The following is a 26,977-nucleotide window of genomic DNA, read 5'->3' on the forward strand; positions in this document are numbered from 1 at the left end:
ACTTTTGCTCGAATTCGACCCGAACAGGGGAAAGGAAGTTACGTGCTAGACGTCAACTTCTTCGATGAACTCCGGATCGGCCTGGCCTCTGCCGAAGACATTCGCAACTGGTCCTACGGCGAGGTCAAGAAGCCGGAGACCATCAACTACCGCACGCTCAAGCCGGAGAAGGACGGGCTCTTCTGCGAGAAGATCTTCGGCCCCACCCGGGACTGGGAGTGCTACTGCGGCAAGTACAAGCGTGTCCGCTTCAAGGGCATCATCTGTGAGCGCTGTGGTGTCGAGGTGACTCGCGCCAAGGTGCGTCGTGAGCGGATGGGTCACATCGAGCTGGCCGCTCCGGTCACCCACATCTGGTACTTCAAGGGTGTTCCGTCGCGCTTGGGCTACCTGCTGGATCTGGCGCCGAAGGATCTCGAGAAGATCATCTACTTCGCCGCCTACGTCATCGTCGGTGTCGACGAGGAGCTGCGCCACAACGAGCTCAGCACCCTCGAGGCCGAGATGGAGGTCGAGAAGAAGGCTGTCGCCGATCAGCGCGACGCCGATCTCGAGGCCCGCGCGCAGAAGCTCGAGGCCGACCTGGCCGAGCTGGAGGCCGAGGGCGCCAAGTCCGACGTCCGTCGTAAGGTCAAGGACGGCGGCGAGCGCGAGATGCGTCAGCTGCGCGACCGCGCCCAGCGTGAGCTGGATCGTCTCGACGAGATCTGGACCACCTTCACCAAGCTGGCCGTCAAGCAGCTCATCGTCGACGAGGTGCTCTACCGCGAGCTGGTCGACCGTTACGGCGAGTACTTCACCGGCGCCATGGGTGCGGAGTCCATCCAGAAGCTGATGGAGAACTTCGACATCGACGCCGAGGCCGAGAGCCTGCGCGAGACCATTCGCTCCGGCAAGGGTCAGAAGAAGCTGCGCGCGCTCAAGCGCCTCAAGGTCGTCGCGGCCTTCCAGGCCAACGGCAACTCGCCCATGGGCATGGTGCTCGACGCCGTTCCGGTGATCCCGCCGGAGCTGCGCCCGATGGTCCAGCTCGACGGTGGCCGCTTCGCCACCTCCGACCTGAACGACCTGTACCGCCGCGTGATCAACCGCAACAACCGCCTCAAGCGACTGATCGATCTGGGTGCGCCCGAGATCATCGTCAACAACGAGAAGCGGATGCTGCAGGAGTCCGTCGACGCGCTGTTCGACAACGGTCGTCGTGGTCGCCCGGTCACCGGTCCGGGTAACCGCCCGCTGAAGTCGCTGAGCGATCTGCTCAAGGGCAAGCAGGGTCGTTTCCGTCAGAACCTGCTCGGCAAGCGTGTCGACTACTCGGGCCGTTCGGTCATCGTGGTCGGTCCGCAGCTGAAGCTGCACCAGTGTGGTCTGCCGAAGCTGATGGCGCTCGAGCTGTTCAAGCCGTTCGTCATGAAGCGTCTGGTGGATCTCAACCACGCGCAGAACATCAAGTCCGCCAAGCGGATGGTCGAGCGTCAGCGTCCGCAGGTGTGGGATGTCCTCGAAGAGGTCATCGCCGAGCACCCGGTGATGCTGAACCGTGCGCCCACCCTGCACCGCCTGGGTATCCAGGCCTTCGAGCCGCAGCTGGTCGAAGGCAAGGCCATCCAGCTGCACCCGCTCGTGTGTGAGGCGTTCAACGCCGACTTCGACGGTGACCAGATGGCCGTGCACCTGCCGCTGTCGGCGGAGGCGCAGGCCGAGGCGCGCATCCTGATGCTGTCGTCGAACAACATCCTGTCCCCGGCGTCGGGTCGCCCGCTGGCGATGCCGCGTCTGGACATGGTGACGGGCCTGTTCTACCTGACTCGTCTCGACGAGAACGGTGTCGGCACCTACCAGGCCGGTGGCAAGGACACCCCGGAGTTCGGCGTGTACTCCTCGCCCGCCGAGGCGCAGATGGCCGTCGACCGCGGTGAGCTCACCGTGCGTTCGCTGATCAAGGTGCGGCTCACCGAGCAGCGCCCGCCGAAGGACATCGAGGCGGAGCTGTTCCCCGAGGGCTGGCACCGCGGCGATGCCTGGCTCGCCGAGACCACGCTCGGTCGCGTGATCTTCAACGAGCTGCTCCCGGCGGACTACGCGTTCATCAACGAGCCGATGCCGAAGAAGCGGCAGGCCACGATCATCAACGATCTGGCCGAGCGCTACCCGATGATCGTCGTCGCCCAGACCGTCGACAAGCTCAAGGACGCCGGCTTCTACTGGGCCACGCGTTCGGGTGTCACCGTCTCCATGTCGGACGTGCTCGTTCCGCCGGAGAAGGCCGACATCATGGAGCGCTACGAGGGCATGGCCGACCAGATCGAGAAGAAGTACCAGCGTGGTGCTCTCGATCACCAGGAGCGCAACAACGCCCTGGTCAAGATCTGGCAGGAAGCGACCGAAGAGGTCGGTGCCGCGCTGCGCACCCACTACCCGGCCGACAACCCGATCATCACGATCGTCGACTCGGGCGCCACGGGTAACTTCACCCAGACTCGTACCCTCGCCGGTATGAAGGGCCTGGTGACGAACCCGAAGGGTGAGTTCATCCCGCGCCCGATCAAGTCCTCGTTCCGTGAGGGCCTGACCGTGCTCGAGTACTTCATCAACACCCACGGTGCTCGTAAGGGTCTGGCCGACACCGCGCTGCGTACCGCCGACTCGGGTTACCTGACCCGTCGTTTGGTGGACGTCTCGCAGGACGTCATCGTGCGCGAGCACGACTGTGGCACCGAGCGCGGCATCCTGGTGCCGATCGCGGAGAAGCAGGCCGACGGCACGATCATCCGTGACGCGCACGTCGAGACCTCGACCTTCGCCCGGACGCTTGCGTCCGACGCGGTCGACGCGAGCGGCAACGTCATCGTGGCGAAGGGCGCCGACCTCGGCGACCCCGCGCTCGAGGCGCTGCTCGAGGCCGGTATCACCGAGGTGAAGGTCCGCTCCGTGCTGACCTGCACCACCGGCACCGGCGTCTGCGCCACCTGCTACGGCCGTTCGATGGCCACCGGCAAGCTGGTCGACATCGGCGAGGCCGTCGGCATCGTCGCCGCCCAGTCCATCGGTGAGCCCGGTACCCAGCTGACCATGCGTACCTTCCACCAGGGTGGTGTCGCGGGTGACGACATCACCGGCGGTCTGCCCCGTGTGCAGGAGCTCTTCGAGGCTCGTGTGCCCAAGGGCAAGGCGCCGATCGCTGAGGTCTCCGGTCGCGTGCGGCTCGAGGACGACGACCGCTTCTACAAGATCACGATCATCCCTGATGACGGATCCGAGGAAGTCGTCTACGACAAGCTCTCGAAGCGTCAGCGTCTGCGTGTGTTCAAGCACGACGACGGCTCCGAGCGCCTGCTGGCCGACGGTGACCACGTGGAGGTGGGTCAGCAGTTGCTCGAGGGCGCTGCCGATCCGCACGAGGTGCTGCGCGTGATGGGTCCCCGTCAGGTGCAGGTCCACCTGGTCCACGAGGTCCAGGAGGTCTACCGCTCGCAGGGTGTGTCGATCCACGACAAGCACATCGAGGTCATCGTGCGCCAGATGCTGCGTCGCGTGACGATCATCGATTCGGGTGCCACGGAGTTCCTGCCCGGTTCGCTCACCGAGCGTGCCGAGTTCGAGGCCTCGAACCGTCGCGTGGTGGCCGAGGGTGGCGAGCCCGCCTCCGGCCGTCCGGTGCTGATGGGTATCACCAAGGCGTCGCTGGCCACCGATTCGTGGCTGTCGGCGGCCTCCTTCCAGGAGACCACCCGAGTGCTGACGGACGCGGCCATCAACTGCCGCTCCGACAAGCTGATCGGCCTGAAGGAGAACGTGATCATCGGTAAGCTCATCCCGGCCGGTACCGGTATCAACCGGTACCGCAACATCCAGGTGCAGCCGACCGAGGAAGCCCGTGCCGCCGCGTACGCGGTGCCGTCCTACGACGACACCTACTACTCGCCGGACAGCTTCGGCTCCTCCACCGGTGCCGCGGTGCCGCTGGACGACTACGGCTTCAGCGACTACCGCTAGTCCGTGAACATGGACGCCCCGCTCCTTCCGAGGAGCGGGGCGTTCGTCGTTCAGCGGATGCGCGGGCAGGTTTTGCCTGCGATATGACAGCGTTCCTCGAAGCCGTGCGGTAACCACGAGCCGCTGATCAGCTGCGGGTGCTGAGGGAATCTGGCATGGCTGGCGATCAGGAAGGCCGGTGCCGCCCACGGTGTCGCCAGTTCGAGGTAGTGCGAGGTGGACGCTTCGGTGAAGCGGATTCGCAGCCGGTCGGGTTGTGTCAACTCGATGTGCTCCAACGCGGTGAGCGGGATCGGTGACGAGCGGTAGTGATTGGTCAGATGGATCCGGCGATCCGTGAGGGTGACGCGTCCGCTGGGCTCCGGGAGCCAGCGCGGCGCCATCGCCTGCTCGCGGGCCGCTGCCGCCGCGGCGTTGGCCGCACGTGCGGCCTCGGCCGCCGCCCACATCATCTGAGCCGCCAACTGCTGGTTTCGCTGCCTGGCGTTGTAGGCGGCCGCATTGGCTGCCGTGCGCGCCCGCTGGATCTCGCGACGCCAACTGCCGCGGGCCGGGAGGACGACCGGTGTCGGCGGGGTGAGGGTGGCGATCACCACCCGACCCGCGCGGCCAGCGCACGCTCGACCTCCGCCATCGGATCGTGCACCTTCACCGCCTGGATCGCACCGCATCGGGATCAATCCAGAATACCGGCACCACCGCCCTCTGCCTCCGCCCGGCTTTTCCGGAGCCTGTCGATGACCTGTTCCATGATTTTTTGCTTTTCCTTCTCCGCTCGAAGGGTGCCGCAGGGTATGCAACCCCATTTCGGCGAGAAATCGCCTGCGACACAACCGCCCAGGATGACCTCGCCGCGTTCGGCGGCTTCCCGCAGTGGGGGAGCGGGCATGCCGTACGCGATTCGAGTCATCGCGCCATCGCAGTCGGGACAGCGTGGCATGTCAGCCTTCTTCTTCATCAGTTGAGCGTGCCGTATCGAGCTTCGTTCGCGATGAGGAATCTGGGTGGCTGGGCACGGTCGGTGCGCGTAGATTTCGCCGGGTGAGATCTCGGGTAGTCGTGGTCGGGTTCGCTGTGATCGGCGTACTGGCGTCGGTGTTCACCGCCTATCAGGTGGTGACTCATTGGATGTCGGACCAGGTGGTCATCAGCTGCCGTCCTGATTCCGGCAGGGCGTACTGCGTGTACCACCGCACCACACCCGGCCTGCTGGCCACCGAACGCGAAATGCATGTCGGAATCGCACCCAATCGTGGACTGTTCTATGACATCCCGTATTCGGCGGCCGATGTCCAGGCTTCCTGGAACGCCGAGACGGGCCTGTTGACGATCACGATGCCGGGAACCGAGCTGAGGATCGCGGAGGCGGAGTATCGCGATCGGTAGGCGCGGTGACGCTGAAAATCACTCTGCTAGAGCCGGTTCGGGTTGGCGGTCCGGTCGAGCTGGCGTTCGGCGGTGGGGGATTCAGGGTCACCGAGAGTTCTGACAGCGGGTTCGCCGAGGCGAACGGCGATGACGCCGAGCAGGATCAGCGCGCCGCCGAGGAGTTGGATGAGGCCGGGGGTTTCGCCGAGCAGCAGCCAGGCGAACAGCAGGGCGGCCAGGACCTCGGTGAGTGCTACGAAGGAGGCCAGGCGGGAGCCGAGGCGGCGGGTGGCGGCGATGCCGGTGACGTAGGAGATGGCCGCGGTGACGATGCCGATGACCAGAATGGGCAGCCACCACGGGGTGGTGAAATCGGCGAAGACGACGGGCTCGGTGGTGGCGCGCAGGGGAACGATGCCGACGGTTCCCGCCGCGAGCAGGATCACCCCACCGATGAGGAGGCCACCCGCGGCGAGCACGGTGCCGGGCAGGTCGCCGCCCTGATCGGAGAGCACGAAATAGGTTGCGGCGCCGACCATCGAGCCAAGGGCCCAGACGATGCCGACGGGGTCGGTGGAGACGCCGGAGAATACGTCGAGCACCAGCATCAGACCGGTGATGCCGAGAATCGCACCGGCGACGGTCGCCGCGCCGGGGCGCTGCCGGTGACGCAGCCACAACCAGCCGACCACCGCGATCGGTGCCGCGAATTCGATGAGCAGCGCGGTGCCGACTTCCATGCGCGCGACCGCGTTGAAGTAGGCGAGCTGCGTTCCCGCGACCGCGACCACACCGTAGGCGACGATGAGTTTCGCGTTGTCGCGCAACAGCGTCCGGTTGTCGCGCAGGTGCGGCCAGGCCAGTGGCAGCAGGACGACACCGGCGAGCAGCACGCGCACCGCCACCACGGCCGCCGCGCTCCAGCCCGCGTTCATCAACCCGCGCGCGAGCGGTCCGGAGAGGCCGAACGAGGTCGCCGAGGCGAGCGCGAAGAGCAGACCGGTGCGGATCCGCCGGGCCGCCGCGTCATGGGTCAAAGTCTCCATGACTAATGACGGTAAGAACCATGCCGTAATCTGTCAACATGGTTTTTGCTCATGACACCGAGGCGGCCCTGCTGTCCGCTGTGGAGCTGGTGAATTCCGCCGTCGAACCCGACACGCTCACCGAGATCGCCCAGCTCGACGACTTCTTCGTCCGCCACGACTACACGGGCGCGCATCGGAGCGACGCGGCGGAGCTCGGCGAGGTGCGCGCCCTGCGCGGCCCGCTGCGCCGGTTGCTCACCAGCGACCGCGACACCGCCGTCACGCTCGTGAACGAGATCCTGCGCGAGCACCGCGCGGTGCCCCAACTGGTCCGCCACGGCACCGTGGACTACCACGTGCACGCCGTTCCGGCCGAGGCCGCGCTACCTGTGCGCATCGCCGTCGAAACCGCCATGGCGATGATCGACGTCATCCGCGCGGATGATCTGAGCCGCTTGGCGATCTGCGCCGACGACGACTGCGACGGCCTGGTCCTCGACCTGTCCCGGAACCGCTCGAAGCGCTATTGCAGCACTACCTGCGGTAACCGCAACGCGGTCGCCGCCTACCGCGCGCGGCAGCGGTGAGGCGTCAGGGCGCCCCGGTGACGTAGGCGACCGCGGTGTCGATCGCGGGCTGGCCACCGGCCATCGCGTATCCGGCGAGCGCGCCGATCGCGGCCCCGGCGACAGTCGCCACCGGCACCGTGATGAAGTCGAGGACGAACAGGCCGAGGGGGAAGCCGAGCACGAAGCCGATAGCGGCACCGATGGCCGCGCCCTGGATGATCTCCGGTTGCAGCCGTTGGGTTTCGGCGAAGAACCGTTCCTGCGCACTGATGTCGCGCACCGGGGTCTCGGATTCGCCGACCGGGGTGAGGGTGAGTCGCGAACCGTCGGCGTCGATGGTCGGTTCGAGCGGCACGGCGTGTTCCCCGACCCGAACGACCATCGGCAACGCCGCCAGCACCGTGCCCGAATCATCGGTGATGGCGACGACTTTCGCGTCGTGCACGAGTTGGAAGCGGCCGGTGTCGATGCTGGTGACCACCGCACGACGGTCGTCGGTCGCGCTGACCTGGTAGTTCACGCCCTTGTCGACGCCGCGCAGCGCGAGAGCTTCCGGGGCGGCCGTCGGCTCGGCCTGCCCGACCCCGGTCCCCGCGAGACCGACTCCCATCGCCAGCACCGCCGCGCCGATCACCCTGCCGAACCTCATCGCGCCATCCTCCTGCTACCCACACCGAGCCGCCCCGGTCATCGCGGCAAACTTAGCCGTTGATCCGCATTTCGGAAAGTTCTCCGCGCAAGGTCGCACGGCCAGGAGCCGAAGTCGGCGGGGGTCACAATCACCGGCGCCGATCGGCGTGTGAAGCCACAAGTCGATGTGCTGGACCGGGCTCAGCACGGGCGCCGGGCGAAGTCGGGCGCGTGTTCGGGGCGCAGGCCGATGCCGCCGAGGTACGCGGTGAGTCCGGCGAGCGGGGGCATCGCGTCGACCACGCGCAGCGGCAGTGGTGCGGCGGTGAGTTCGCCGCGCAGGGCGGGAGCGATGAGCAGGTCGTGTTCGCCGCGCTGCGAGCGCTGGGTGAAGCTCGCTGGCAGCATCCTTCGGCGTTGCACCTTGTCGAGGTGGGTGGTGGTGACGGTGCCGTCGAGCAGGGGTTGCGCCAGCACGCGGGCGGCGGCGACGGCGTCCTGGATGGCGAGGTTCACGCCGACACCACCGACCGGGGACATGGTGTGCGCGGCGTCGCCGATGCACAGCAGGCCGGGCACGTACCAGCGTTCGAGCATCCCGACGGTCACCTCGAGCAGCTTCACGTCGTCCCAGGACCGGATGCGGGCCAGGGCCTCGGTGGGCCAGTCGAACAGTTCGCCGAGCTGGTCACGCAGCCACTGGACGTCGTGCTCGGCGCGCAGCGTCGCGTCGCGTCCCTTCCCGATGATGTATCCGGTTTGGTAGTAGTCGCCACGATCGATCGCCACGGCCGAGTTTCCGCTGGTGAAGCGGGTCAGTACCGCACCGCTTTCGCGGTCGTCGACAGCTTTGGGGATGCGGAGGAACCACATGTCCATCGGCACGTCCTCACCGCGCTGGCGCAGGCCCGCCGATTCCCGTGCCACGGAATCGCGCCCGTCGCAGGCGATCACGAGATCGGCGCGGAGTGTGTCGGCGGCACCGGTCGCGTCGAGGTACTGCACGCCGACGACCGTGCCGGATTCCTGGATCAGCCCGGTGACCGTCGAGCGCATCCGCAGCGTGAAGCCGGGTTCGGCGGCGGCGGCCCCGGCAAGCAGGTCGAGGAAGTCCCATTGCGGAACCATGGCGATGTGGCGGTAGCGGCCGGGGATTCTGGTGAAGTCGGCGGCGACCACCATGCGGTCGCCCGCGTAGACGCGCAAGGTGGTGAGGGCCGACTGGGGGAGGCGGGCGAATTCGGCGCCGAGGCCGAGCTGGTCGAGCAGTCGAATCGTCGACGGGTGGACGGTGTCGCCGCGGAAATCGCGCAGGAAGTCGGGGTGCTTTTCCAACACGGTGACCTCGACGCCCGCCCGCGCCAGCAGCAGGCCCGCCATCATCCCGGCCGGACCGCCCCCGACGATGCAGCATGTTGTCTTGTCCATCGTTATCCCCTCCGTCGAATGTCTACGACGAAGCGTAGTAGTAAATTCCACTGACGGTAAAGGGAATTCGGCAAACCGGATTCGACTCTTGACGCTCGCGTTGCAGCGCGCAATACTGAACTAGATGGTTCAGTATGACTTCCTAGACGCCTCGTTCGGGGCGCTCGCGGACCCCACCCGTCGGGGCATCCTCGAGCACCTCGGTCGTGGGCCCGCCACCGTCACCGAGTTGGCCGAGCGCTTCGAGATGACGCTGACCGGCGTCAAGAAGCACATCGGCCTGCTGGAGGAGGCGGGCATGGTGGTCACCGAGAAGCGTGGACGAGTGCGGTACTGCCGCATCGGCGAGCACATGTTCGATCGGGAGGTGGCCTGGATGCAGGGTTATCGGCAGATGCTGGAAGCCCGGATGGACCGTCTCGATGAATTCCTGCGACGAACGGAGCCAGAACAATGAGCACCACGACCAAGGACGCGGTCATCACTTCCACCTCGGACCGCGAAGTGCACATCGAACGCGATTTCGACGCCCCGCTGGATCGGGTATGGGACGCCTACAGTCGTGTCGAGCAACTGTCACGTTGGTGGGCGCGCGGCCACGAGGTCGACATCGAGCGCTGGGAGTTCCGCAAGGGCGGGCACTGGCGTTTCGTCGAGCACGAGGGCGACGAGTCCTACGGTTTCGAGGGCCGCTTCCGCGAGATCACCCCGAAGGAGCGGATCGTGCAGTCCTTCGAATGGGACGGTATGCCCGCCCACATCTCGATCGACACGACCACCTTCGTCGACCTCGGCAACGGTCGCACCCGGGTGGTCACCGACAGCATCTTCCACACTGCCGAGGAATGCGCGGGCATGCTCGCCTCCGGCATGGAGACCGGCCTCAACGACAGCTACCGCGCCCTCGACGCCCTGCTCGCCGGTAACCGCTGAGTGCGACCCGCGACGGCTGCTCAGTTGTGCGAGCAGCCGGTCGCGCGCTTGCGCGGCTTCAAGCGCAACGGCGGTAGCGGCGGTGCGGGAATCCGCTCCTGCTCGGGATGCCCGACCACCAGCCCGAACCGGTTGGTGTCGTGGGTTTCCCACGCTTCGCGTGCCGCGACGATCTCCTCGTGACTGCGTCCGACGAAGTTCCACCACATCACCAGTTCCTCGGTGAACGGCTCACCACCGATCAGGGCGACATGGGCGCGGTCGGTGCTCGTCAACCGCAGCTCGGCCCGATCGGTGCCGAGGTACAGCAGCGGTCCTGGACCCAATTCGGTGCCGTCGACGACGACCGTGCCCTCGACCACCAGCAGCGCGTGCTCGAAGGCGCGTTCCAGCGGCAAACGCACGTCCGCGCCCGGATCGAGGACGATGTCGGCCCCGACGATCGGCGTGTAGGCCTTCGCCGGTGAGGTGACCCCGCCCAGCGAGCCGATCAGCACGGTCGCCCGCAGTCCGGGCTCCTCGTACACGGGCAGTTCACGGTGCTGCTCGAAATGCGGTTCGACGCCGGTCGCGGTGTCGGGCAGCGCGATCCACAGTTGCAAGCCGTTGCCCGCGTGGGCACCCGGCACCCCGAACTCCGAGTGCGCGATACCGCGACCGGAGGTCATCAGGTTCAGTTGACCCGGTTCGATCTGAACATCCGAACCCACTGAATCACGGTGCCTGATCCGGCCGTCGAACGGCCAGGTCACCGTCTGCAGGCCGATGTGGGGGTGGGGCAGGATGTCGGGCGAGGCACCGGTCCGCGTGACGGTGGGCGACCCGAACCGGTCGAGGAAACACCAGGCGCCGACGGTCGGCAGATCCCGCTGCGGCAGGGTGCGCTCCACGTACACGCCGCGAACACCGCCGAGCGGGACCTCCCTGGCCGGGTACAGCTCTGTGATGGGACCGGGGCTTGGCGAGGGTTCGCACAGCACCTCGGTGGGGTCGGCCTCGAGGTCGCTCATCCGGCGATGCCCTTGCCGACCACGTGCGCGTCGAACTCGGGGTGCTTGTCGAGCCAGCCGCGGATGAACGGGCAGTGCGGGGTGATGGTTCGCCCGCGCGCGATCACGTCCTCGACGGCGTAGCGGGCCAACTTGCTGCCGAGGCCCTTGCCGCCGAAGGCGTCGTCGATCTCGGTGTGCACGAAGTCGGTGTCGTTGTCGCGTTCGATGTACTCGGCGAAACCGGCGAGCTGGTCGGCGTAGAAGATGTCGTAGCGGTTCTTCTCCTGGTTGCGGACGACACGGGCCTGCGACGCGGTGGTCTCCGACATCTTGCGCTCCTTCCGCACCGGACGGGTGCGCTCGTGGCTTGGTATACCGACCAATCCCGGGCGCGGCGGGAGTATTCCCGGCCGCGCCCCAGATCGATGCTATTCGCGTCCGGCGGAGGTGAACGACATGTCCGCGTAGCGAGGGCCCGCTACCTGCCCGGCGATCGGTTCCAGCGTCGCGAGGTCGTCCTCGCTCAACCGAACCCCGGCCGCCGCGACGTTCTCGGCGAGCCTGTCGCGCTTGCGCGTGCCCGGAATCGGCACCACCGCGAGGCCGTGCGCCTCGGCTCGGGCGTGCACCCAGGCGAGGGCGACCTGTGCCCGGGTGATGCCGTGCGTGTGCGCGATCGCCGCCAGCGGTGCGAGCAGTTCGGCGTTGCGTTCGGCGTTGTCGCCGGTGAACCGGGGCATCCGCTGACGGAAGTCGTTGTCGCCCAGGCTGTCCGCGTTGCGGAACGCGCCGGTGAGGAACCCTCGGCCCAAGGGGGAGTAGGGCACGAAGGTGACGCCGAGTTCGGCGGCGACGGGTACCGCGGTGCGCTCCACGTCACGGGAGAACAGCGACCACTCCGACTGCAGCGCCGCGATCGGGTGCACCGCGTGCGCGGCGCGCAGCTCGTCGCCGGTCACCTCCGACAGGCCGAGCGCGCGGATCTTGCCCGCGGTGACGAGCTCGGCCATCGTGGCGACGGTGTCCTCGATCGGCACGGCCGGGTCGCGGCGGTGCATGTAGTACAGGTCGATGGTGTCGACGCCGAGTCTGCGCAGGCTGGCGTCGACGGCGGCGCGGATGTAGGCGGGGGAGTTGTCGAAGCCGCGGAAGGTCGGGTCGTCGGCTCTGCGGACGATGCCGAATTTGGTGGCGATCACCAGTTCGTCGCGATGCTCACGGACGAACCCGGACAGGAACTCCTCGTTGTGGCCGGAGCCGTAGATGTCGGCGGTGTCGAACAGTGTGACGCCCAGGTCGATGGCATGCTCCAGCGTGGCCCGCGACTCGGCCGGGTCGGAGTCGCCGTAGAACTCGCTGATGCCCATGCAGCCGAGACCCTGGATGCCGACCTCGGGGCCGTCGGCGCCGAGGGTGGTGGTCGGCAAGGTGGTGCTCATGTGTCGGTTCCTTCGCTCGTGTGCGCGGTGAGCGTGGCGGGCCGGGCCACCTCGGACCGGCCCTCGTACAGGGCGATCTTGTAGTCCAGCACGGCCACGGTCTTCTGCAGTTCCACGATCTTGTCGAGCGCGTCGGCCCTGGTCCGGCGGAACATCTCCAGCCGTTGCGGGAAGGTCTGCTCGCCCGCCCGCACCAGCTCGGCGTACCGGATCATGTCGGCCACCGGCATGCCGGTCGTGCGCAGCCGCGCGATCAGCTCCAGCCATTCCAGGTCGCGGTCGCTGAAGCGGCGGTTGCCGGTGTGGTCGCGACCGATGTAGTTCATCAGCCCGATCCGCTCGTACCAGCGCAACGTGTCGCGACTGAGGCCCGACCGCTCGGCGACCTCGCCGATCGAGTACTTCGGGCGTTCCCGCTCGGTCACGCTGTCGGTGTGCCGAACCGCTTCCGGATCCATCGTGCTCGTCCCCTCTCGTGGAACTCCACCGACGCTAGCCACCTGGAGTGCACTCCAAGCAAGACTATGCGCGGGACGAGCCGAGCGTCAGTTGTACTTCGGCAGTTCCTGTACCGCCCACCGGTTTCCGTCGGGATCGGCGAAGAACGTGAACAGTCCCCAGCCCAGATCCTGGACGGGGCTGGCCTCGACCCCGGCCGCGACGAGTTGGTCGTAGGCCTGCTGGGCGCTCGGCACCACCATCTGCATGCCTTCGACGCTGCCGGGAGCCGCCTGGGTGATGCCGCGGCCGATGCAGATCGAGCAGCCCGAACCCGGCGGGGTGAGCTGGACGAAGCGGATGTCGGGACTCGGCGAGTGGTCGTGATCGGCGTTGAAACCGATGCTGGTGTAGAAGTCCTTGGCCCGATCGATATCGGTGACCGGGATGGCAACGAGCTCGATTTTCCAATCCATGAGGCCAAGCATCCCACCGCCCACCGACAGAAACGTAGTGTGGATCACATGGCTAAGGAGATCGACCGCATCCGGGCCCGTTCGGCCTGGGAAACGGTGAAGGAGAGTCCGGTGATCACCGCCATCGCGGTGGCCCCGGTGGTACTCGTACTCGGCGTGGTCTGGTGGCTCACGAACGGCGTGGTCGCCGTCGTGCTGCTCGCCTTGCTCGGCGTCGGGATCGTGGTCGGCGGCAAGCTGCTGAAGTAGGTCAGCGCGGCACGTGGAAGTGCGTCAGCTCGCCGGTTCCCTGATCGATGCTCGCCCAGGGTCGGTCGAATTCGAGCACCGCCAGTGCCGAGGTGGGGAACTTGCGGATCAGCTCGGTGGCCGCGTCGGAGTCGCGGTTGGCCGCGAGATCCCAGGCGGTCCACGGGATCCCGGGCACGTGGCCGACCACGAGCAGCGTCGAGACGGCGTCGTCGGTGAGCTGGATCAGCTCGATCAGAGTGCGCGGGTTCGCCTCGTAGATGTCGTCGCTGTACTCGACGGGTGCGTCGATACCGGTGGCGGCCAGGGTGAGCCGGGTGCGCTCGGCGGTGGAGCAGCGCACCGCGTCGATCGGCGGCCGGGTGGTGCGCAACCAGTCGCCCGCCAGCGCCGCCTCGCGTTCGCCGCGCGGTGCCAGCGGCCGCGCGTGGTCGTCCACTCCGTCCGGGTACGCCGATTTCCCGTGCCGCATCAGGATCAGGGTGACCGTCATGTACTACACGGTAATCGTGCGCATCCGTGAGGCCGCAGTCACACTCGAGGCACACTGAAAGCTGCGTCACTCATACCCCGGGTGACCCCGACCACACATTTCGAGGATCTGCACCCATGGCCTACGTCATCACGCAGCGTTGTTGCAACGACGCCAGCTGCGTCACCGAGTGCCCGGTCGACTGCATCCGCCCGACCCCGGACCAGCCGGAGTTCGCCACGGCGGAGATGCTCCACATCGACCCCGACACCTGTATCGATTGCGGCGCCTGTGTCGATGCGTGCCCGGTGGACGCCATCTTCTCCGAGGACGACCTGCTCGCCTCGCTCGGCAGGTACCGCGAGATCAATGCCGACTACTTCCGTCGGCACCCGCTGGAGACGAACTTCGATCCGCTCGCCACCCCGACCCGTCCACCGAAGAGCCTCGGCACCCTGCGCGTCGCGATCGTCGGTGCGGGCCCGGCGGCCTGCTACGCCGCCGACGAGCTGTTGCGGCGCAGCGACGTCGAGGTGGAGATGTTCGACCGGCTGCCCACCCCGTGGGGTCTGGTTCGCGCGGGCGTGGCGCCCGATCACGCGGGCACCAAGAACGTCGCGACGATGTTCGAGTCGGCCTTCCGACGCGACACCCTGCAGTACTACCTCAATGTCGAGATCGGCGAGCACATCGATCACCGTGAGCTGCTCGAGCATCATCACGCCGTGATCTACGCCGTCGGCGCTTCCAGCGACCGCAAGCTCGGGGTGCCAGGTGAGGACCTGCCGGGCAGTCATTCGGCCACCGAGTTCGTCGCCTGGTACAACGGCCATCCCGACTTCGCCGAGCGCGAGTTCGACCTGTCGGGCGAGCGCGCGGTGATCGTCGGCAACGGCAATGTGGCGCTCGACGTGGCGCGGGTGCTCACCGTCGACCCGGACGAGTTGGCCAAGACCGATATCGCCGACCACGCCCTGGACGCCCTGCGCCGCAGCAACATCCGCGAAGTCGTGATCCTCGGTCGCCGTGGTCCGCTGCAAGCCGCGTACAGCTCGCCGGAGTTCCTGGCGCTCACCCATCTGCGCGGTGTCGACGTGGTCGTCGATCCGGCCGACCTCGACCTGGACGAGTACAGCCGCGCGGTCCTCGACGATCCGAACATCGAACCGTCGCTGCGGCTGAAATACCGGTTGGCCGAGGAGTATTCGACCGGCCGTCGCGATCCGGCGAACAAGCGCATCGTCTTCCGCTACCTGACCACGCCCACCGAGGTACTCGGTGACGACCACGTCACCGGCATCGAGTTCGCGCACAACGAACTCACCGCCGATCTCGTCGCCACCCCGACCGACCGCACCGAACGGCTCGACACCGGCCTGGTGCTCCGCTCGATCGGCTACCGCGGCGTTCCCGTCCCCGGCCTGCCGTTCGACGAGCGGCGCGGAGTGGTGCCGAGCGAACACGGCCGCGTCCTCGCCGACACCCAGCCCCTGCCCGGTGTATACGTGGCGGGCTGGATCAAGCGCGGCCCACGCGGCGTGATCGGCTCCAACCGGGTCGATGCCGAGGAAACCGTGCAGGCCCTGATCGACGACTTCGTGGCAGGCAGGCTCACCACTCCCACCGGTGACCGCGCGGCCCTGCGCGCCCTGCTCACCGAGCGCCAGCCCGACCTCGTCGACCGCGCGGGCTGGAAGACCATCGACCAGGCGGAAAAGGCCGCGGGCAAGGCCGCAGGCCGACCCCGCGTCAAATTCACCACCCGCGCCGACCTCCTCAAAGCGGCGAAGGGTTAGACCGGTGCACGGTTCTCGGCCGCCTTGATCTGGACTGACCAGAGGGTGCGACGAAGGAGTGCCCGCCGGGAGGGAAGATCAAGGGAACAGGCCGAGAACCCGCGGCGCCAGCCGCAAAAACTATTGCAGCGGCATCACGCGCACGACGGTGGTCGTGATCCCGCCGACCACGAACCACAACCGCAGGACCGGGCGACCGCTCACGTCGCCCGGTTCGTAGCGTCCGCGCACCGTGATGTGCTCGCGCGCCAGCACCGGCGCCACGTACTCGATCACCGCGCGGTGCGGCACCGCGAGCAGCTTCGGGTAGTCGACGAGGAACTGTTCGACCGCCTGCCAGTAGCAGGCGTTGTTCACGTGGTTGTACTGGTCGATGTCGGTGGCGCGCACCGGGAACGGCACATCGGTGTCGGATTCGCGGGGTGCCGGATCGGTGAGGTAGGGGCGCCACCGCAGCCGGTGTTCGTCGGTGGTGCGGGCCAGGTAGGCCAAGCCCTCGTCGCTGATGCGGGCGGGCAGGTTGCTCGATTCGCTGAGGTTGATCCAGAATCCCTCGGTCTCGATCAGGCCGCCGCCCTCGCTCGTGATGCGCACGCGCATGTTCGTCCACCGGGTCGACATGCTCGCGCACCACCGGGTGAGGTGGACGTGATCGGGGAAGACGACCGGGCGGATCACATCGATGACGGTCCGGCGCACGATCCAGGTGGGGTCGGTGCGGTGCAGCGCGGTCTGGTGGAGTTCCTCGTAGGCGATATCCTGCAGGTAGCGGGCGACCCCGTCGAAGCGCAGCCGGTGGTACGGGTCCACGTCGCCGGCCCGGACAGGCCACGCCGTGGCGAAACCCGTGCCCTCCTGGGGTAGCGGGGCCAGTGGCTGATCGAGTGACACGTGTGCTCCTTGCGCGGTCCACACCGGTGAGCCGCGACTTCTTGCGTAGTTCTGCCCTCGACTTTACGGTGCGCACATCACACCCTCACGTCGAGTCGGGACTAGCCCCCACCGGCGTACATGACAAGTGCTGTCGGCGCCCGGTAACCTGCTGGAATGGCCGGCGGGGCGATGGCGGGCGCGATGTTCGGGCGCTATGAGTTGCGTCGGCTTCTCGGAGTCGGCGGTATGGGCGAGGTCTACGAGGCCTTCGACACCACCAAGGATCGCGTCGTCGCGCTCAAGGTGCTCAATCGGGAGCTGGCGGCCGACCCCACCTATGTGCAGCGTTTCCGCCGCGAATCCCACGCGATGGCCAGTGTGCAGGAGCCGCACGTCATCCCGGTGCACGACTGGGGCGAGGTCGACGGTGTGCTCTACATCGACATGCGCCTGGTGAAGGGTTCCGACCTCAAGGAGCGGTTGCAGCAGCACGGCAGGCTCACCCCGGGTGAGGCGGTGCAGGTGGTCGAGCAGATCGCGGCGGCGCTCGATGCCGCGCACGAGCTGGGTCTGGTGCATCGCGATGTGAAGCCCGCCAACATCCTGCTCACGGCCAACCTGTTCGCCTACCTGGTCGATTTCGGTATCGCGCACGGTGCGTCCGACCCGCAGCTCACCAGCGCCGGTAGCGCGGTCGGTTCGATGGCGTACATGGCGCCGGAACGGTTCGAGGAAGCCCCGATGACCTCGGCCGTGGACACCTACGCGCTCACCTGTGTGCTGTACGAGTCGCTGGTGGGTCGGGTGCCGTTCCCGGTGAACAGTCTCGCGGGCGCGATCGGTTCGCATCAGATGGCGCCGCCGCCTCGGCCGAGCGCGGCCGATTCGACGCTGTCGGCCTTCGACGCGGTGATCGAGCGTGGCATGGCCAAGCGGCCTGATCAGCGCTACGGCTCGCCGGGCGACCTGGCTCGCGCCGCCCGCGCCGCGCTCGTGCAGGCCGAACGTGACGCGCCCGCGACCGTTCCCGGTCCCCGGGTGACGCCGTTGGTGAGGCAGCCGCCGCCGCGTCCGGTCACCGGCCAGACGCGGATCACCGGCCCGCAGCCGCCACCGCCGACCGCGCCCTCGCCCGCGCAGCCGCGCCCCGCCGCGCAGCGGTCCGCACCGCAGCCGATCGCCGGTTTCCCGCAGTCGGGGCGGCCGCAGACCAGAATGACCACCGGGCCCCAGCAGTCGGGGCCGCAGCAGACCAGGATGACGACCGGCCCTCAGCACTCCGCCGCTGTCTATGCCCATCCGTCCGAACCGCTGCCCCTTCCGCCGCAGCGCAATTCGGCGACGCCGATTCTGGCCGGTGCGCTCGGCGCGTTGATCGTCGTCGCCGCCGTCGGGGTGGCGGTGTGGATCATGTTGAGCGTCAACGATTCCGGCGACAAGCGCGCCGATCAGCCGGTGCCGACGTCCGCTGTGCAGGTGCCGCCGCCGGTGGTGACTGTCAGCCAGGACGTGCCGACGGAGGTTCCGCAGGTGCCGCCGACCGGACCGAAACCGACCACGACCACGGTGCCGCCGTTGAATTCGGCCGTCACCGGCGCCGACGGCCAGGGTTTCCTCAGCGGTGGACCGCGCTGCAACGACAACGACGCCGCGATGACGATCGCGCGCACCACCACCTCACGGGTGGTCATCTGTCACACCGGGGCGGGCCGCTACTACTACAAGGGTGTCGCGGTGCGCAACGGCAACGCGATCGAACTCGACGATCCCGTTCCGACCGGCGGTGGCGGTTTCACCGCGACCAATCCGAGCGACGGGACGCAATACCAGGTCACGCCCGCGGGTCTGACGATTACCAGGGACAGTTCGGTGCTCGCCAGTGAGGCGATGCTGGAATTCGCCCATCGCTGAGCTCGCCGGGATATGTTCGACAGCGGTTCGATCGTCGAGAGAGGTGTCCGTCAGATGCGCGCAGCCCAGGTCAGCAAGTTGGAAGGTCCGTCGTCGATCGAGATCGTCGAGCTGCCCGAGCCCGTTGCCTACCCCGGCGGTGTCCTCATCGACGTGCACGCCGCCGGGATCGCCTTCCCCGACGTGCTGATGACGCGCGGCCTCTACCAGATGAAGCCGGGTCTCCCGTTCGTCGTCGGCGGTGAGGTCGGCGGCGTCGTGCGCGAGGCGCCCGAGGGGTCCGGCCTGGCCGCCGGTGACCGGGTCGCGGCGCTGACCATGCTCGGCAACGGTGTGGCGGAGGTGGCGGTCGCCCCCGCCGACGCGGTGTTCAAGCTGCCCGACAACGTCTCGCTCGAGGCCGGTGCCGGTATCCTGTTCAACGACCTGACCGTGCACTTCTGCCTCACGAAGCGCGGCAGGCTCGCCGCAGGCGAGACCGTCCTCGTGCACGGCGCGGCCGGTGGGGTCGGCACCAGCACCCTGCGGCTGGCCAAGGCGCTCGGCGCGGGGCGGGTGATCGCGGTGGTGAGTACCGAGGCCAAGGCGCGGGTGGCCGAGGCCAACGGCGCGACCGATGTGGTGCTCACCGACGGCTGGCTGGCGGCGGTCAAGGACCTGACCGGTGGTCGGGGGGTAGACATCGTTCTCGACCCGGTCGGCGGCGACCGTTTCACCGACAGCATCCGCAGCCTCGCGAGCGGTGGCCGGTTGCTCGTCGTCGGGTTCACCGCGGGCGAGATCCCCACCGTGAAGGTGAACCGGCTGCTGCTCAAGAACGTGGAGGTCGTCGGCGCGGCCTGGGGCGAGTGGGTGATGACCCACCCCGGCTACCTGGCCGAGCAGTGGGAAGATCTGCGGCCGCTGTTCGCCTCCGGCGCCGTGACCGCGCCGGAGCCGGTGCTCTACCCGCTCGAGCGCACCGCCGAAGCCGTCGCGGCGCTGGACAACCGGACCGCCACCGGCAAGGTTGTCGTGCGGCTGCGCTGAGGTTCCGAGCAGCTGCGCTGAGGTTGTCGGACCGCTGCGCTGAGGTTGTCGGACCGCGAGGGTAGCGTCCGGTGCGTCGGCGAGATCGAAGGAGCGCGCGTGCGGTTGTCGAATCGGGTACTCAACCGGACGCTGCTCGCGCGTCAGCACCTGCTCGAGCGGTGCACCCTGAGCACACCGCAGATGTGTGACCACCTGATCGGGCTGCAGGCGCAGGACGTCCAGCCGCCGTTCATCGGGTTGTGGAGCCGGACAGTCGATTTCGATCCCGACACGGTGTCGCGCGGTCTGCAAGACCGTTCGCTGGTGCGGATCACCCTGATGCGCGGCACCATCCACCTCGTCACCCCGCCCGACGCGCTGCGCATCGCCCCGCACATCCAGCCCGAACTCGAAAAGGTGCCGTTCCGTAAGGGTTTCAACTACGGGGCGATGGTCGGCCTCGACCCGGAGCAGGTTCGCGCCGCCGGGGAGGAGGTGCTCGGTGACGAACCGATGTCGGCCGCCGACCTGCGCGCCGAAGCCGCCCGGCGCTACCCCGATCGCGATCCGGGCGCGGTTTCGCAGACCTGGCTCTATCAACTGCCGGTGCTGCAGACACCCCCGCGTGGCCGCTGGCGCGACAACAGCCGACCCGTCTGGTCGCGGGTACAACCCTGGCTCGGCGCCCCGCTCGACCCGGACTACCCGGTGGGCGAACTGATCCTGCGTTACCTGCGCGCCTTCGGCCCGGCCTCGACCATGGACATGCAGACCTGGTCACGTCTGCCCGGCATGAAACAGGTGGTCGCCGACCTCGGTGACCGCCTGCGCACCTACACCGACGAGCGTGGTCGCACCCTCTACGACGACGCGGACCTCGAACTCGCCGATCCCGACCTGCCCGCGCCGGTACGCCTGCTCGGCTGGTACGACAACGCTCTGCTCTCCCACCAGGACCGCAGCCGCGTGGTCGTCGAGCCCATCGTCGCCCGTTCCTTCGGCGCCAATGTCGCGCCGGTCCTGATAGATGGCTTCACCGCCGGGGTGTACAAGATCTTCGTGAAGGCGGGAACCGCGCGTTTTCGCGTGATCCCCACCCGCGCGTGGACGAAAACCGAAGCGGTGCGGGTCGAATCGGAAGCCGCGGCCCTGCTCGCCTTCCTGGAACCGGAATCGACGCCCGCGGTCGAGATTCTCGCCACCGGTGCCGACCTCCGCCCGTGACACGGCCTTAACGCCCGGGAAATACCGGCTTCCTAGGGTCGGTGCCACGACGTTCATGGCTGCAACGGACGACGTGCTCGGCTGAATCCGGCGAGCGAACCAGCCGCATCCGAAAGGTGCGCGCATGGGTTCGTCCGTGGTCATCACCGATGTCACCGTCTACACACCGCAGGGGTGGAGCGCCTGCGAGGTCGTCGTCCGCGACGGCCTGGTCGCAGCACTCAGCGCGGGCCCCGAACACGCGACACTGCCACGCTTCGACGGCGGCGGGGGCTACCTGCTGCCCGGCTTCGTCAACACCCACACCCACCTGCAGCAAGCCGTACTGCGCGGCATCGGCGAAGGGCTGCCGCTACTGGAGTGGTTGCGCTGCGTCGGCGAGCGCACCGTCGCCGCCACACCGGAACAGACCTATCTCTCGGCACTGTCCGGCGGGCTGGAGCTGCTGCGCAGCGGTGTCACGACGGTGGTGGAGCACCTGTGGCCGAACCCGTCGGACGACGTGCACCAGGCGATGATCCGCGCCCTCGACGAGCTCGGCATCCGGGTGGTCCTCGGTCGCGGCGTCGCCGACCGGGCCGACGTCACCCGCAAATGGGGCCTCGACCCCCGCCTCATGCAGCCGCTCGATGAGGCCTTCGCCCATATCGACGCACTCGACCGGCAGCTGGCGGGCTCGCGCGTCACCACCGCCCTCGCCGTGCCCAACCCGCGCTGCCTCACTCCCGACGGTATGGCGGCGGTCCGCGCCTATGCCGAGTCGACCGGCAAGACGGTGTCGATCCACGTCCTGGAAACCACCACCGACGACGACATGTGTCGCCTGCACACCGGCACCGGCGCTGTCGACTACCTCGACGCGAACGGGTTGCTCGGTGCCCGCACCCTCGCCGTGCACTGCGTGAATCTCGACGCGCACGGTCGGGCGGTCTTCGCCGAACGGGGCGTCACGGTGTCCTACAACCCGATCTCGAACATGCGCCTCGGCAGCGGCATCGCCCCGGTCGGCGACATGCTCGCCGAGGGCATCGACGTGACGCTGGGCGTCGACGGTGCCGCCAGCAACGACACCCAGGACATGCTGCTGACCCTGCGCATGGGCGCCTACCTGCAGCGTGCCGCGCACCGCAGGGCCGATCTGTTCGACGTCGACCGGATGCTGCACATGGCCACCGGCGCGGCGGGCCGGGTGCTCGGCCGACCGGCACACACCGGCATCACGGTCGGCGACCGCGCCGACCTCACCCTGCTCCGCTTCGACCGCGACTTCGCCTGCCTGCCGGTCCTCGACCCCGGCGCCACCCTGCTGACCGCCGCGTCGCCGAGGGTCGTCGACACGGTCTGGGTCGACGGTGAGGCCGTGATCCGCGACGGGCACAGCACGCGGGTCGACGCCGCCGACCTGACCCGACGACTGATCCACATGCGTTGATTGTTAATCGAGCCGAAACCGGCCACACATTGCATGTAATCCAACAAGTCCACACTGAAGGCAACACACTGTTGCACGCAACATCCACCGTAGGAAGGTGATCACGGTGACGCTCTACGACACAGTGAACGACGCGGACGCGAGGACGCTGCTCGCCGGACTCGAGGTCTCCTTCGCGGGCGTCGCCAAACGGTTCGGCGGTGACGACGGCACCCTCGCGCTCACCGACATCGATCTGGATATCCGCGAGGGCGAGTTCGTCGCCGTGGTCGGTCCGTCCGGATGCGGCAAGTCCACCCTGCTGCGGCTGGCCGCCGGGCTCGAACGGGTGAGCGCGGGAGCCGTCGCGGTGCGCACGCATTCGATCGGGTTCATCTTCCAGGAGGCCACGCTGCTGCCCTGGCGCAAGGTGCGGCGCAATGTCGAACTGTCCGCCGAGTTGGCCGGGGTGCCGCGCGCCGTGCGCCGCGAGCGCGTGGAACGGGCGATCGCGGCGGTCGGCCTGGCTGATTTCGCGAACGCGTTGCCGCGCAAGCTCTCCGGCGGCATGCGCATGCGAGTTTCGCTGGCCAGGGCGCTGGCCTTGGAACCGCGGCTGATGCTGCTCGACGAACCGTTCGGCGCGCTCGACGAGATGACGCGCCTGACCATGCAGGAGGAACTGCTTCGCCTATACCGCGACAACGCCTTCACTGCCCTGTTCATCACCCACTCGGTCGCCGAGGCGGTGTTCCTCGCGTCGCGCGTGGTGGTGATGTCGGCGCGCCCCGGTCGCGTGCACGAGGTGATCGACGTCGACCTGCCCTATCCCCGCGACCGCGAGCTGCGCTTCGATCCCGCGTTCACCGAACTCGTCGCGCGCGTGTCGCACTCGTTGAAGGAGGCCGCGTGATGGTGAGTATCGCGGTTCGCGCGGTGAGCCCGGCGAAGCCCGAGTTGTCCACCGCCACGGCGCGCAGGGTAGCCAAAACCCTTGTCGCACCAGCTGTATCGATCACCTTGGCGCTGGCCGCCTGGTATGCGGTGTCGATGCTGGTGCTCAGTGAGGGCCGCCGCTTCCTGCTGCCGCCACCGCACGTGGTGTTCACCGAATCGCTGGCCGATCCGAAGAAGCTCGAGGTGATGATCGAAGCACTGGCGGTGACCGCGCGGGTCGCGCTCACCGGGCTGCTGATCTCGGCCGTGCTCGGTGTCGCCATCGCGGTGCTGATGAGCCAGGCCAAACCGATCGAGAACGTCGTCTACCCGTACGCGGTGGTGCTGCAGGCGATTCCGGTGCTCGCGGTGGTTCCGCTGATCGGGTTGTGGCTCGGCTACGGCTTCGCCGCACGCACCACCGTCTGCGTGCTCATCGCCATCCATCCGATCATCGCGATGACGTTGTTCGGCATCAAATCGGTCGACGCGAACCTGCGCGAGCTGTTCACCCTCGGCCGGGCCGGGCGGTTGCGCAGGCTCTGGTCCCTGCAACTTCCCGCCGCCCTGCCGTCGACGCTGACCGGACTACGCACGGCCGCAGGTCTTTCCGTCACCGGCGCGATCATCGGCGACATGTTCTTCGCGCAGGGCAAACCCGGTATCGGCACCCTGCTCGACACCTACCGCGCCCGCCTGCAATCCGAAGACCTCATCGGCGCGCTGCTGCTCGCCGCCCTCTTCGGTGTCCTCGTCTTCACCGTTTTCACGCTGATCCAGAAGGTCAGCGTCGGCCGCTGGCACGACTCGGCCAACTAGAAGGAACCGCCATGACATACACCCGACCCCTGCGCCGCCTCGGACTCGCGGCCCTCGCTCTGGCCTTGGCCGCCTGCTCCGGCGAAACCGGTACCGAGACCGCCGTGGCCCTCGAACCCGCACCCGCCGAACGACGACTGACCGGCGCCTGCCCCGATACCGTTGTGGTGCAACTGCAATGGGCGCCGGAAACCGATTCAGGTCCGATCTTCGGCCTGCTCGGCCCCGGCTACACCGTCGACGCCGACAACAACAAGATCACGGGCCCGCTCGTCACCGGCGGCAAGGACACCGGGGTGAAACTCGAGATCCGGGCGGGTGGCCCGGCCATCGGGTTCCAGACCGTGCCCTCGCAGATGTATGTCGACGAGAGCATCACCCTCGGTCTCGCGCACTCCGAGCATGCCATCGCCGCCGCCGGGCAGCAGCCGATCGTCGCGGTGACCACCTTGCTGCGCAACAGCCCGCAGATGCTGATGTGGGATCCGGCGACCAATCCCGGCTGGCAGGGGATCGCCGATATCGGCCGGTCCGGCAAACCGATCGTGGTGTCCAAGGGGCAGCTGTACCCGGACTGGCTGGTGGCGCGCGGCCTGGTGAAACCCGAACAGATCGACGCCTCCTACGACAATTCGCCGTCCCGGTTCGTCACCGACCCGTCCTTCGCGCAGCAGGGTTTCGCCAATGCCGAGCCCTACACCTACGAACACGAGGTGCGCGCCTGGAACAAGCCCGTGCGCTACCAACTGCTCAAGGATGTCGGCTACGAGGGCTATGCCCGCACCGTGAACGTCCGCGCCGACAAGCTCGCCGGATTGCGGCCCTGCCTGCAGAAACTGGTTCCGATGATCCAGCGCGCCACGGCCGAATTCCGTGCCGACTCCACCCGTGTCGACGAGGTTGTCGTCGACGTGGTTGAACAGAATCCCAAGCTCAGCCCTTACAGCGCCGAGCTGGCCGCGTTCGGTTCGCAGGCGCTGATCGATGGCGGACTGATCGGCAACGACACCGACGGTGTGCTCGGCAGCTTCGACGAGGCCCGCGTGCAGCGCATCATCGACGAATTCGCGCCCATTTTGCGCACGGGAGGCGCGAACGTGCCGACCGGGCTGCGGGCCGCGGATCTCGTCACCAAGGAATTCCTCGACCCGTCCATCTCCGTCACCGGCTAAGGAGACACCCCATGAGCACCAGCTACGACCTGTCCGAGGTTTCGCGCGAGAAGCAGATGGGCGGCCTCGGCAAGGAAACCGTGCGGGAGATCCGCGTCGTCGACCTGACCGATTTCGAGCACCGCCGTGCCGAGATCACCGACCAACTGTGGGCCGCGGCCACCGAGATCGGCTTCTTCCAGCTCTCCGGACACGGCATCGCGCAGTCGCTGATCGACGAGATGTTCGGCGCCACCGCGGATTTCTTCGCCTTGCCCGAACCGGTCAAGGCCAAGTACCCGCTGGTGAAGGAGCACAACGCGGGCTGGGAGAGCATGAGTCAGGTGCGTCCGTCCATCGGCGTGCCGGATCAGAAGGAGTCCTATCAGGTCACCCGGCCGCACATGGCCGGACTCTGGCCGAGTGACACCGAGCTCCCCGGATTCCGTGCTCGCGTCCTGGATTTCGAGCATCGGGCCTGGACGGTGGCGATGCGGGTGCTGTCCTGCTTCGCCGATCGGCTCGGGCTGGCCCGCGAACACTTCACCGCCGCACACGATCCCACCTCGCCGGGCCACCAGAGCGCACTGCGGCTGCTGCACTACTTCGCGGTGCCCGAGGAACTGCGTGGCGTTCCCGGTCGCTGGCGGGCGGGCGCGCACACCGACTTCGACTGTCTCACACTGCTTTTCCAGCGCGACGGCCAAGGCGGCCTGCAAGTATGTCCAGGAAAGGAGATGGCCGAACAGGAATGGACCTCCATCGTCCCGTCGTCGAGCCTGATCACCTGCAACATCGGCGACATGCTCACCCGCTGGAGCGACGATCTGCTGCCCTCGAACTTCCATCGCGTCCGCAGCCCCGGCGAGGGGGAGTACCAGGGGGAGCGCTACAGCATCGCCTACTTCGCCCAAGCCGACCGTGACGCGATCATCCAGGGACCCGAGGGCAAATATCCACCGGTGACCGCCGCCGACTTCCTCACCCAGCGCGTGCGGGCCAACTACCGGCCGCAGGGATAATCGACACACGCGACGGAAAGGGCACGGCATGAGCGGTCAGCGTCCGAAGGATGGCCATGCAGGAGGCTCGAGCATGCTGGACGATCAGGGTATGGGCGGTCAGGGCGCGGCGGTGGAGCGCGGCCACACAGGGCGCCAGGGCCTGCCGGACGATCAGGGCGCGGAGGGCAGCATCGCCCTGCTCGGGCCCTCCGTGCATCGCCGGATCAGGCAGCTGGTCCTCTCCGGCGAACTCGCCCCGGGTAAACCACTCAGCGTGCCCGCGCTGGCGGCCGAGCTCGGGGTGAGTCGCAGTCCGGTGCGCGAGGCCGTGCAGCAGCTCATCTACGAGGGCCTCGCGGTGAGCACGCCGCACGCGGGCGCGAAGGTGGCCGCCGTCGACGACGAACGCATCCGCGAGGTCCTCGCCGTGCGCGCCGTTCTCGACGGCCTCGCCGCCGCCACGGCCGCCACCCGCCTCACCGACGCCGACCTCGACAAGCTCGCTACCATCCTCGCCGCCCAGGAAACCAGCCTGACCGACCCGACCGACGCCGCCCGCGACGCGCAGCTCGACCTGGAATTCCACAGCTTCATCCGCGTCGCGTCTGGAAATGGTTGTCTTGCAGACGAATTGGCGCGCCTGGAAGCTCAGGCTCACCTCTATCGAGGCGATTTGTGGTGCTCGGCCCGCAATCGTCGCGTGGCCCTACGCGAACACCGCCGCATCCTCGAAGCCCTCGAATCAGGTCACCCCGAATCGGCCCGCATCGCGGCTGAGGCACATGTGCACGGCCTGATGACGCGCCTCGCTCGGCTCTGACTC

At 67.9% G+C, this 26,977-nt stretch carries 28 protein-coding genes; 16 read left to right on the forward strand and 12 right to left on the reverse strand.

All coding sequences use genetic code 11. The annotated features are described in order from the left end of the window. The first annotated feature begins 42 nt into the window (after positions 1-42). Positions 43-3,996, forward strand: coding sequence for a DNA-directed RNA polymerase subunit beta' (locus NC7_RS05310; protein ID WP_067979614.1), 3,954 nt, complete (start codon positions 43-45; stop codon positions 3,994-3,996). 50 nt (positions 3,997-4,046) lie between these two features. Here NC7_RS05310 and NC7_RS05315 read toward each other — a convergent pair whose 3' ends face one another. Both NC7_RS05315 and NC7_RS05320 read right to left on the reverse strand, forming a co-directional pair. Beyond that, on the reverse strand, positions 4,047-4,589 hold the full coding sequence (locus NC7_RS05315; RefSeq protein WP_157101851.1) for a hypothetical protein: 543 nt from the start codon (positions 4,587-4,589) through the stop codon (positions 4,047-4,049). Positions 4,590-4,672: 83 nt separating this feature from the next. Continuing rightward, entirely contained in the window at positions 4,673-4,954 is a 282-nt protein-coding gene (locus tag NC7_RS05320; RefSeq protein WP_067979619.1) for a hypothetical protein, read from the reverse strand. An 83-nt stretch (positions 4,955-5,037) separates the two neighbouring features. Here NC7_RS05320 and NC7_RS05325 point away from each other — a divergent pair, with 83 nt between their 5' ends. Continuing rightward, positions 5,038-5,382, forward strand: coding sequence for a hypothetical protein (locus tag NC7_RS05325; protein ID WP_157101852.1), 345 nt, complete (start codon positions 5,038-5,040; stop codon positions 5,380-5,382). Positions 5,383-5,408: 26 nt separating this feature from the next. Here the strand turns inward: NC7_RS05325 and NC7_RS05330 are convergent, their stop codons facing one another. Further along, a complete protein-coding gene (locus tag NC7_RS05330) occupies positions 5,409-6,410 on the reverse strand; it encodes an EamA family transporter (protein WP_067979628.1) in 1,002 nt (333 codons plus the stop codon). 38 nt (positions 6,411-6,448) lie between these two features. Between NC7_RS05330 and NC7_RS05335 the strand changes: the two genes are divergently transcribed. Next, a complete protein-coding gene (locus NC7_RS05335; protein WP_067979630.1) occupies positions 6,449-6,979 on the forward strand; it encodes a CGNR zinc finger domain-containing protein in 531 nt (176 codons plus the stop codon). Between the two features lie 4 nt (positions 6,980-6,983). On the opposite strand, the gene NC7_RS05340 is transcribed toward NC7_RS05335, so the two are convergent. Both NC7_RS05340 and NC7_RS05345 read right to left on the reverse strand, forming a co-directional pair. Further along, complete coding sequence (locus NC7_RS05340; protein WP_067979633.1) at positions 6,984-7,610, reverse strand: DUF8020 domain-containing protein; 627 nt, start codon at positions 7,608-7,610, stop codon at positions 6,984-6,986. Between the two features lie 182 nt (positions 7,611-7,792). Continuing rightward, positions 7,793-9,019 carry an FAD-dependent oxidoreductase gene (locus NC7_RS05345; RefSeq protein WP_067979635.1) on the reverse strand — a complete coding sequence of 409 codons (1,227 nt, stop codon included), beginning with the start codon at positions 9,017-9,019 and terminating at the stop codon, positions 7,793-7,795. A 124-nt stretch (positions 9,020-9,143) separates the two neighbouring features. Here NC7_RS05345 and NC7_RS05350 point away from each other — a divergent pair, with 124 nt between their 5' ends. Continuing rightward, the gene (locus NC7_RS05350) at positions 9,144-9,476 is read left to right on the forward strand and encodes an ArsR/SmtB family transcription factor (protein WP_067979653.1); all 333 of its coding nucleotides are present in this window, start codon (positions 9,144-9,146) and stop codon (positions 9,474-9,476) included. Beyond that, positions 9,473-9,952 carry an SRPBCC family protein gene (locus NC7_RS05355; protein WP_067485115.1) on the forward strand — a complete coding sequence of 160 codons (480 nt, stop codon included), beginning with the start codon at positions 9,473-9,475 and terminating at the stop codon, positions 9,950-9,952. Before NC7_RS05350 ends, NC7_RS05355 begins: the two co-directional genes overlap by 4 nt. A gap of 20 nt (positions 9,953-9,972) precedes the next feature. On the opposite strand, the gene NC7_RS05360 is transcribed toward NC7_RS05355, so the two are convergent. The 5 genes from NC7_RS05360 to NC7_RS05380 all read right to left on the reverse strand — a co-directional run bounded on the left by NC7_RS05360 (position 9,973) and on the right by NC7_RS05380 (position 13,297). Next, complete coding sequence (locus tag NC7_RS05360) at positions 9,973-10,962, reverse strand: pirin family protein (protein ID WP_067979656.1); 990 nt, start codon at positions 10,960-10,962, stop codon at positions 9,973-9,975. Then, complete coding sequence (locus NC7_RS05365; RefSeq protein WP_067979728.1) at positions 10,959-11,273, reverse strand: GNAT family N-acetyltransferase; 315 nt, start codon at positions 11,271-11,273, stop codon at positions 10,959-10,961. The genes NC7_RS05360 and NC7_RS05365 overlap by 4 nt, the downstream gene beginning before the upstream one ends. Before the next feature lie 99 nt (positions 11,274-11,372). After that, entirely contained in the window at positions 11,373-12,383 is a 1,011-nt protein-coding gene (locus NC7_RS05370) for an aldo/keto reductase (protein ID WP_067979659.1), read from the reverse strand. After that, positions 12,380-12,841 (reverse strand): MerR family transcriptional regulator, encoded by a 462-nt coding sequence (locus NC7_RS05375; RefSeq protein ID WP_067979661.1) that lies wholly within the window; start codon positions 12,839-12,841, stop codon positions 12,380-12,382. The genes NC7_RS05370 and NC7_RS05375 overlap by 4 nt, the downstream gene beginning before the upstream one ends. An 87-nt stretch (positions 12,842-12,928) precedes the next feature. After that, entirely contained in the window at positions 12,929-13,297 is a 369-nt protein-coding gene (locus NC7_RS05380; RefSeq protein WP_174550194.1) for a VOC family protein, read from the reverse strand. Positions 13,298-13,345: 48 nt separating this feature from the next. Here NC7_RS05380 and NC7_RS05385 point away from each other — a divergent pair, with 48 nt between their 5' ends. After that, on the forward strand, positions 13,346-13,546 hold the full coding sequence (locus tag NC7_RS05385; protein ID WP_067979663.1) for a hypothetical protein: 201 nt from the start codon (positions 13,346-13,348) through the stop codon (positions 13,544-13,546). A 1-nt stretch (position 13,547) separates the two neighbouring features. Here NC7_RS05385 and NC7_RS05390 read toward each other — a convergent pair whose 3' ends face one another. Beyond that, complete coding sequence (locus tag NC7_RS05390; RefSeq protein WP_067979665.1) at positions 13,548-14,039, reverse strand: SixA phosphatase family protein; 492 nt, start codon at positions 14,037-14,039, stop codon at positions 13,548-13,550. 116 nt (positions 14,040-14,155) lie between these two features. On the opposite strand from NC7_RS05390, the gene NC7_RS05395 reads away from it, so the two are divergent. Beyond that, the gene (locus NC7_RS05395) at positions 14,156-15,814 is read left to right on the forward strand and encodes an FAD-dependent oxidoreductase (protein ID WP_067979669.1); all 1,659 of its coding nucleotides are present in this window, start codon (positions 14,156-14,158) and stop codon (positions 15,812-15,814) included. A gap of 120 nt (positions 15,815-15,934) precedes the next feature. On the opposite strand, the gene NC7_RS05400 is transcribed toward NC7_RS05395, so the two are convergent. Continuing rightward, positions 15,935-16,705: an acyl-[acyl-carrier-protein] thioesterase gene (locus NC7_RS05400; protein WP_067979671.1), complete on the reverse strand. Its 771-nt coding sequence runs from the start codon at positions 16,703-16,705 to the stop codon at positions 15,935-15,937. Positions 16,706-16,861: 156 nt separating this feature from the next. On the opposite strand from NC7_RS05400, the gene NC7_RS05405 reads away from it, so the two are divergent. From NC7_RS05405 to NC7_RS05445, 9 genes are all read left to right on the forward strand, one after another. Then, on the forward strand, positions 16,862-18,598 hold the full coding sequence (locus NC7_RS05405; RefSeq protein WP_067979673.1) for a serine/threonine-protein kinase: 1,737 nt from the start codon (positions 16,862-16,864) through the stop codon (positions 18,596-18,598). 54 nt (positions 18,599-18,652) lie between these two features. Further along, positions 18,653-19,627: an NADPH:quinone oxidoreductase family protein gene (locus NC7_RS05410; protein WP_067979733.1), complete on the forward strand. Its 975-nt coding sequence runs from the start codon at positions 18,653-18,655 to the stop codon at positions 19,625-19,627. 99 nt (positions 19,628-19,726) lie between these two features. Further along, a complete protein-coding gene (locus NC7_RS05415) occupies positions 19,727-20,833 on the forward strand; it encodes a winged helix DNA-binding domain-containing protein (protein ID WP_067979675.1) in 1,107 nt (368 codons plus the stop codon). Positions 20,834-20,957: 124 nt separating this feature from the next. Continuing rightward, a complete protein-coding gene (locus NC7_RS05420) occupies positions 20,958-22,265 on the forward strand; it encodes an amidohydrolase family protein (RefSeq protein WP_067979679.1) in 1,308 nt (435 codons plus the stop codon). A 106-nt stretch (positions 22,266-22,371) separates the two neighbouring features. After that, positions 22,372-23,157 (forward strand): ABC transporter ATP-binding protein, encoded by a 786-nt coding sequence (locus NC7_RS05425; protein ID WP_067979736.1) that lies wholly within the window; start codon positions 22,372-22,374, stop codon positions 23,155-23,157. Then, positions 23,157-23,999, forward strand: coding sequence for an ABC transporter permease (locus tag NC7_RS05430; protein ID WP_084457983.1), 843 nt, complete (start codon positions 23,157-23,159; stop codon positions 23,997-23,999). Before NC7_RS05425 ends, NC7_RS05430 begins: the two co-directional genes overlap by 1 nt. 11 nt (positions 24,000-24,010) lie before the next feature. After that, complete coding sequence (locus tag NC7_RS05435) at positions 24,011-25,171, forward strand: periplasmic binding family protein (protein WP_067979680.1); 1,161 nt, start codon at positions 24,011-24,013, stop codon at positions 25,169-25,171. Positions 25,172-25,182: 11 nt separating this feature from the next. Beyond that, on the forward strand, positions 25,183-26,172 hold the full coding sequence (locus NC7_RS05440) for an isopenicillin N synthase family dioxygenase (protein ID WP_067979682.1): 990 nt from the start codon (positions 25,183-25,185) through the stop codon (positions 26,170-26,172). 73 nt (positions 26,173-26,245) lie between these two features. Then, a complete protein-coding gene (locus tag NC7_RS05445) occupies positions 26,246-26,974 on the forward strand; it encodes a GntR family transcriptional regulator (RefSeq protein ID WP_236573115.1) in 729 nt (242 codons plus the stop codon). Positions 26,975-26,977 lie beyond the last annotated feature (3 nt).

Source organism: Nocardia caishijiensis NBRC 108228, from assembly GCF_001612825.1.
GTDB classification, from domain to species: domain Bacteria; phylum Actinomycetota; class Actinomycetes; order Mycobacteriales; family Mycobacteriaceae; genus Nocardia; species Nocardia caishijiensis.

Coding starts and splice junctions, on each gene's coding strand:
- NC7_RS05420 (WP_067979679.1), top strand. CDS start 20,958: ATGGGTTCGTCCGTGGTCATCACCGATGTCACCGTCTACACACCGCAG.
- NC7_RS05435 (WP_067979680.1), top strand. CDS start 24,011: ATGACATACACCCGACCCCTGCGCCGCCTCGGACTCGCGGCCCTCGCT.
- NC7_RS05440 (WP_067979682.1), top strand. CDS start 25,183: ATGAGCACCAGCTACGACCTGTCCGAGGTTTCGCGCGAGAAGCAGATG.
- NC7_RS05335 (WP_067979630.1), top strand. CDS start 6,449: ATGGTTTTTGCTCATGACACCGAGGCGGCCCTGCTGTCCGCTGTGGAG.
- NC7_RS05340 (WP_067979633.1), bottom strand. CDS start 7,610: ATGAGGTTCGGCAGGGTGATCGGCGCGGCGGTGCTGGCGATGGGAGTC.
- NC7_RS05365 (WP_067979728.1), bottom strand. CDS start 11,273: ATGTCGGAGACCACCGCGTCGCAGGCCCGTGTCGTCCGCAACCAGGAG.
- NC7_RS05350 (WP_067979653.1), top strand. CDS start 9,144: ATGGTTCAGTATGACTTCCTAGACGCCTCGTTCGGGGCGCTCGCGGAC.
- NC7_RS05320 (WP_067979619.1), bottom strand. CDS start 4,954: ATGAAGAAGAAGGCTGACATGCCACGCTGTCCCGACTGCGATGGCGCG.
- NC7_RS05410 (WP_067979733.1), top strand. CDS start 18,653: ATGCGCGCAGCCCAGGTCAGCAAGTTGGAAGGTCCGTCGTCGATCGAG.
- NC7_RS05360 (WP_067979656.1), bottom strand. CDS start 10,962: ATGAGCGACCTCGAGGCCGACCCCACCGAGGTGCTGTGCGAACCCTCG.
- NC7_RS05355 (WP_067485115.1), top strand. CDS start 9,473: ATGAGCACCACGACCAAGGACGCGGTCATCACTTCCACCTCGGACCGC.
- NC7_RS05345 (WP_067979635.1), bottom strand. CDS start 9,019: ATGGACAAGACAACATGCTGCATCGTCGGGGGCGGTCCGGCCGGGATG.
- NC7_RS05375 (WP_067979661.1), bottom strand. CDS start 12,841: ATGGATCCGGAAGCGGTTCGGCACACCGACAGCGTGACCGAGCGGGAA.
- NC7_RS05330 (WP_067979628.1), bottom strand. CDS start 6,410: ATGGAGACTTTGACCCATGACGCGGCGGCCCGGCGGATCCGCACCGGT.
- NC7_RS05445 (WP_236573115.1), top strand. CDS start 26,246: ATGCTGGACGATCAGGGTATGGGCGGTCAGGGCGCGGCGGTGGAGCGC.
- NC7_RS05430 (WP_084457983.1), top strand. CDS start 23,157: ATGGTGAGTATCGCGGTTCGCGCGGTGAGCCCGGCGAAGCCCGAGTTG.
- NC7_RS05390 (WP_067979665.1), bottom strand. CDS start 14,039: ATGACGGTCACCCTGATCCTGATGCGGCACGGGAAATCGGCGTACCCG.
- NC7_RS05370 (WP_067979659.1), bottom strand. CDS start 12,383: ATGAGCACCACCTTGCCGACCACCACCCTCGGCGCCGACGGCCCCGAG.
- NC7_RS05385 (WP_067979663.1), top strand. CDS start 13,346: ATGGCTAAGGAGATCGACCGCATCCGGGCCCGTTCGGCCTGGGAAACG.
- NC7_RS05380 (WP_174550194.1), bottom strand. CDS start 13,297: ATGGATTGGAAAATCGAGCTCGTTGCCATCCCGGTCACCGATATCGAT.
- NC7_RS05395 (WP_067979669.1), top strand. CDS start 14,156: ATGGCCTACGTCATCACGCAGCGTTGTTGCAACGACGCCAGCTGCGTC.
- NC7_RS05405 (WP_067979673.1), top strand. CDS start 16,862: ATGGCCGGCGGGGCGATGGCGGGCGCGATGTTCGGGCGCTATGAGTTG.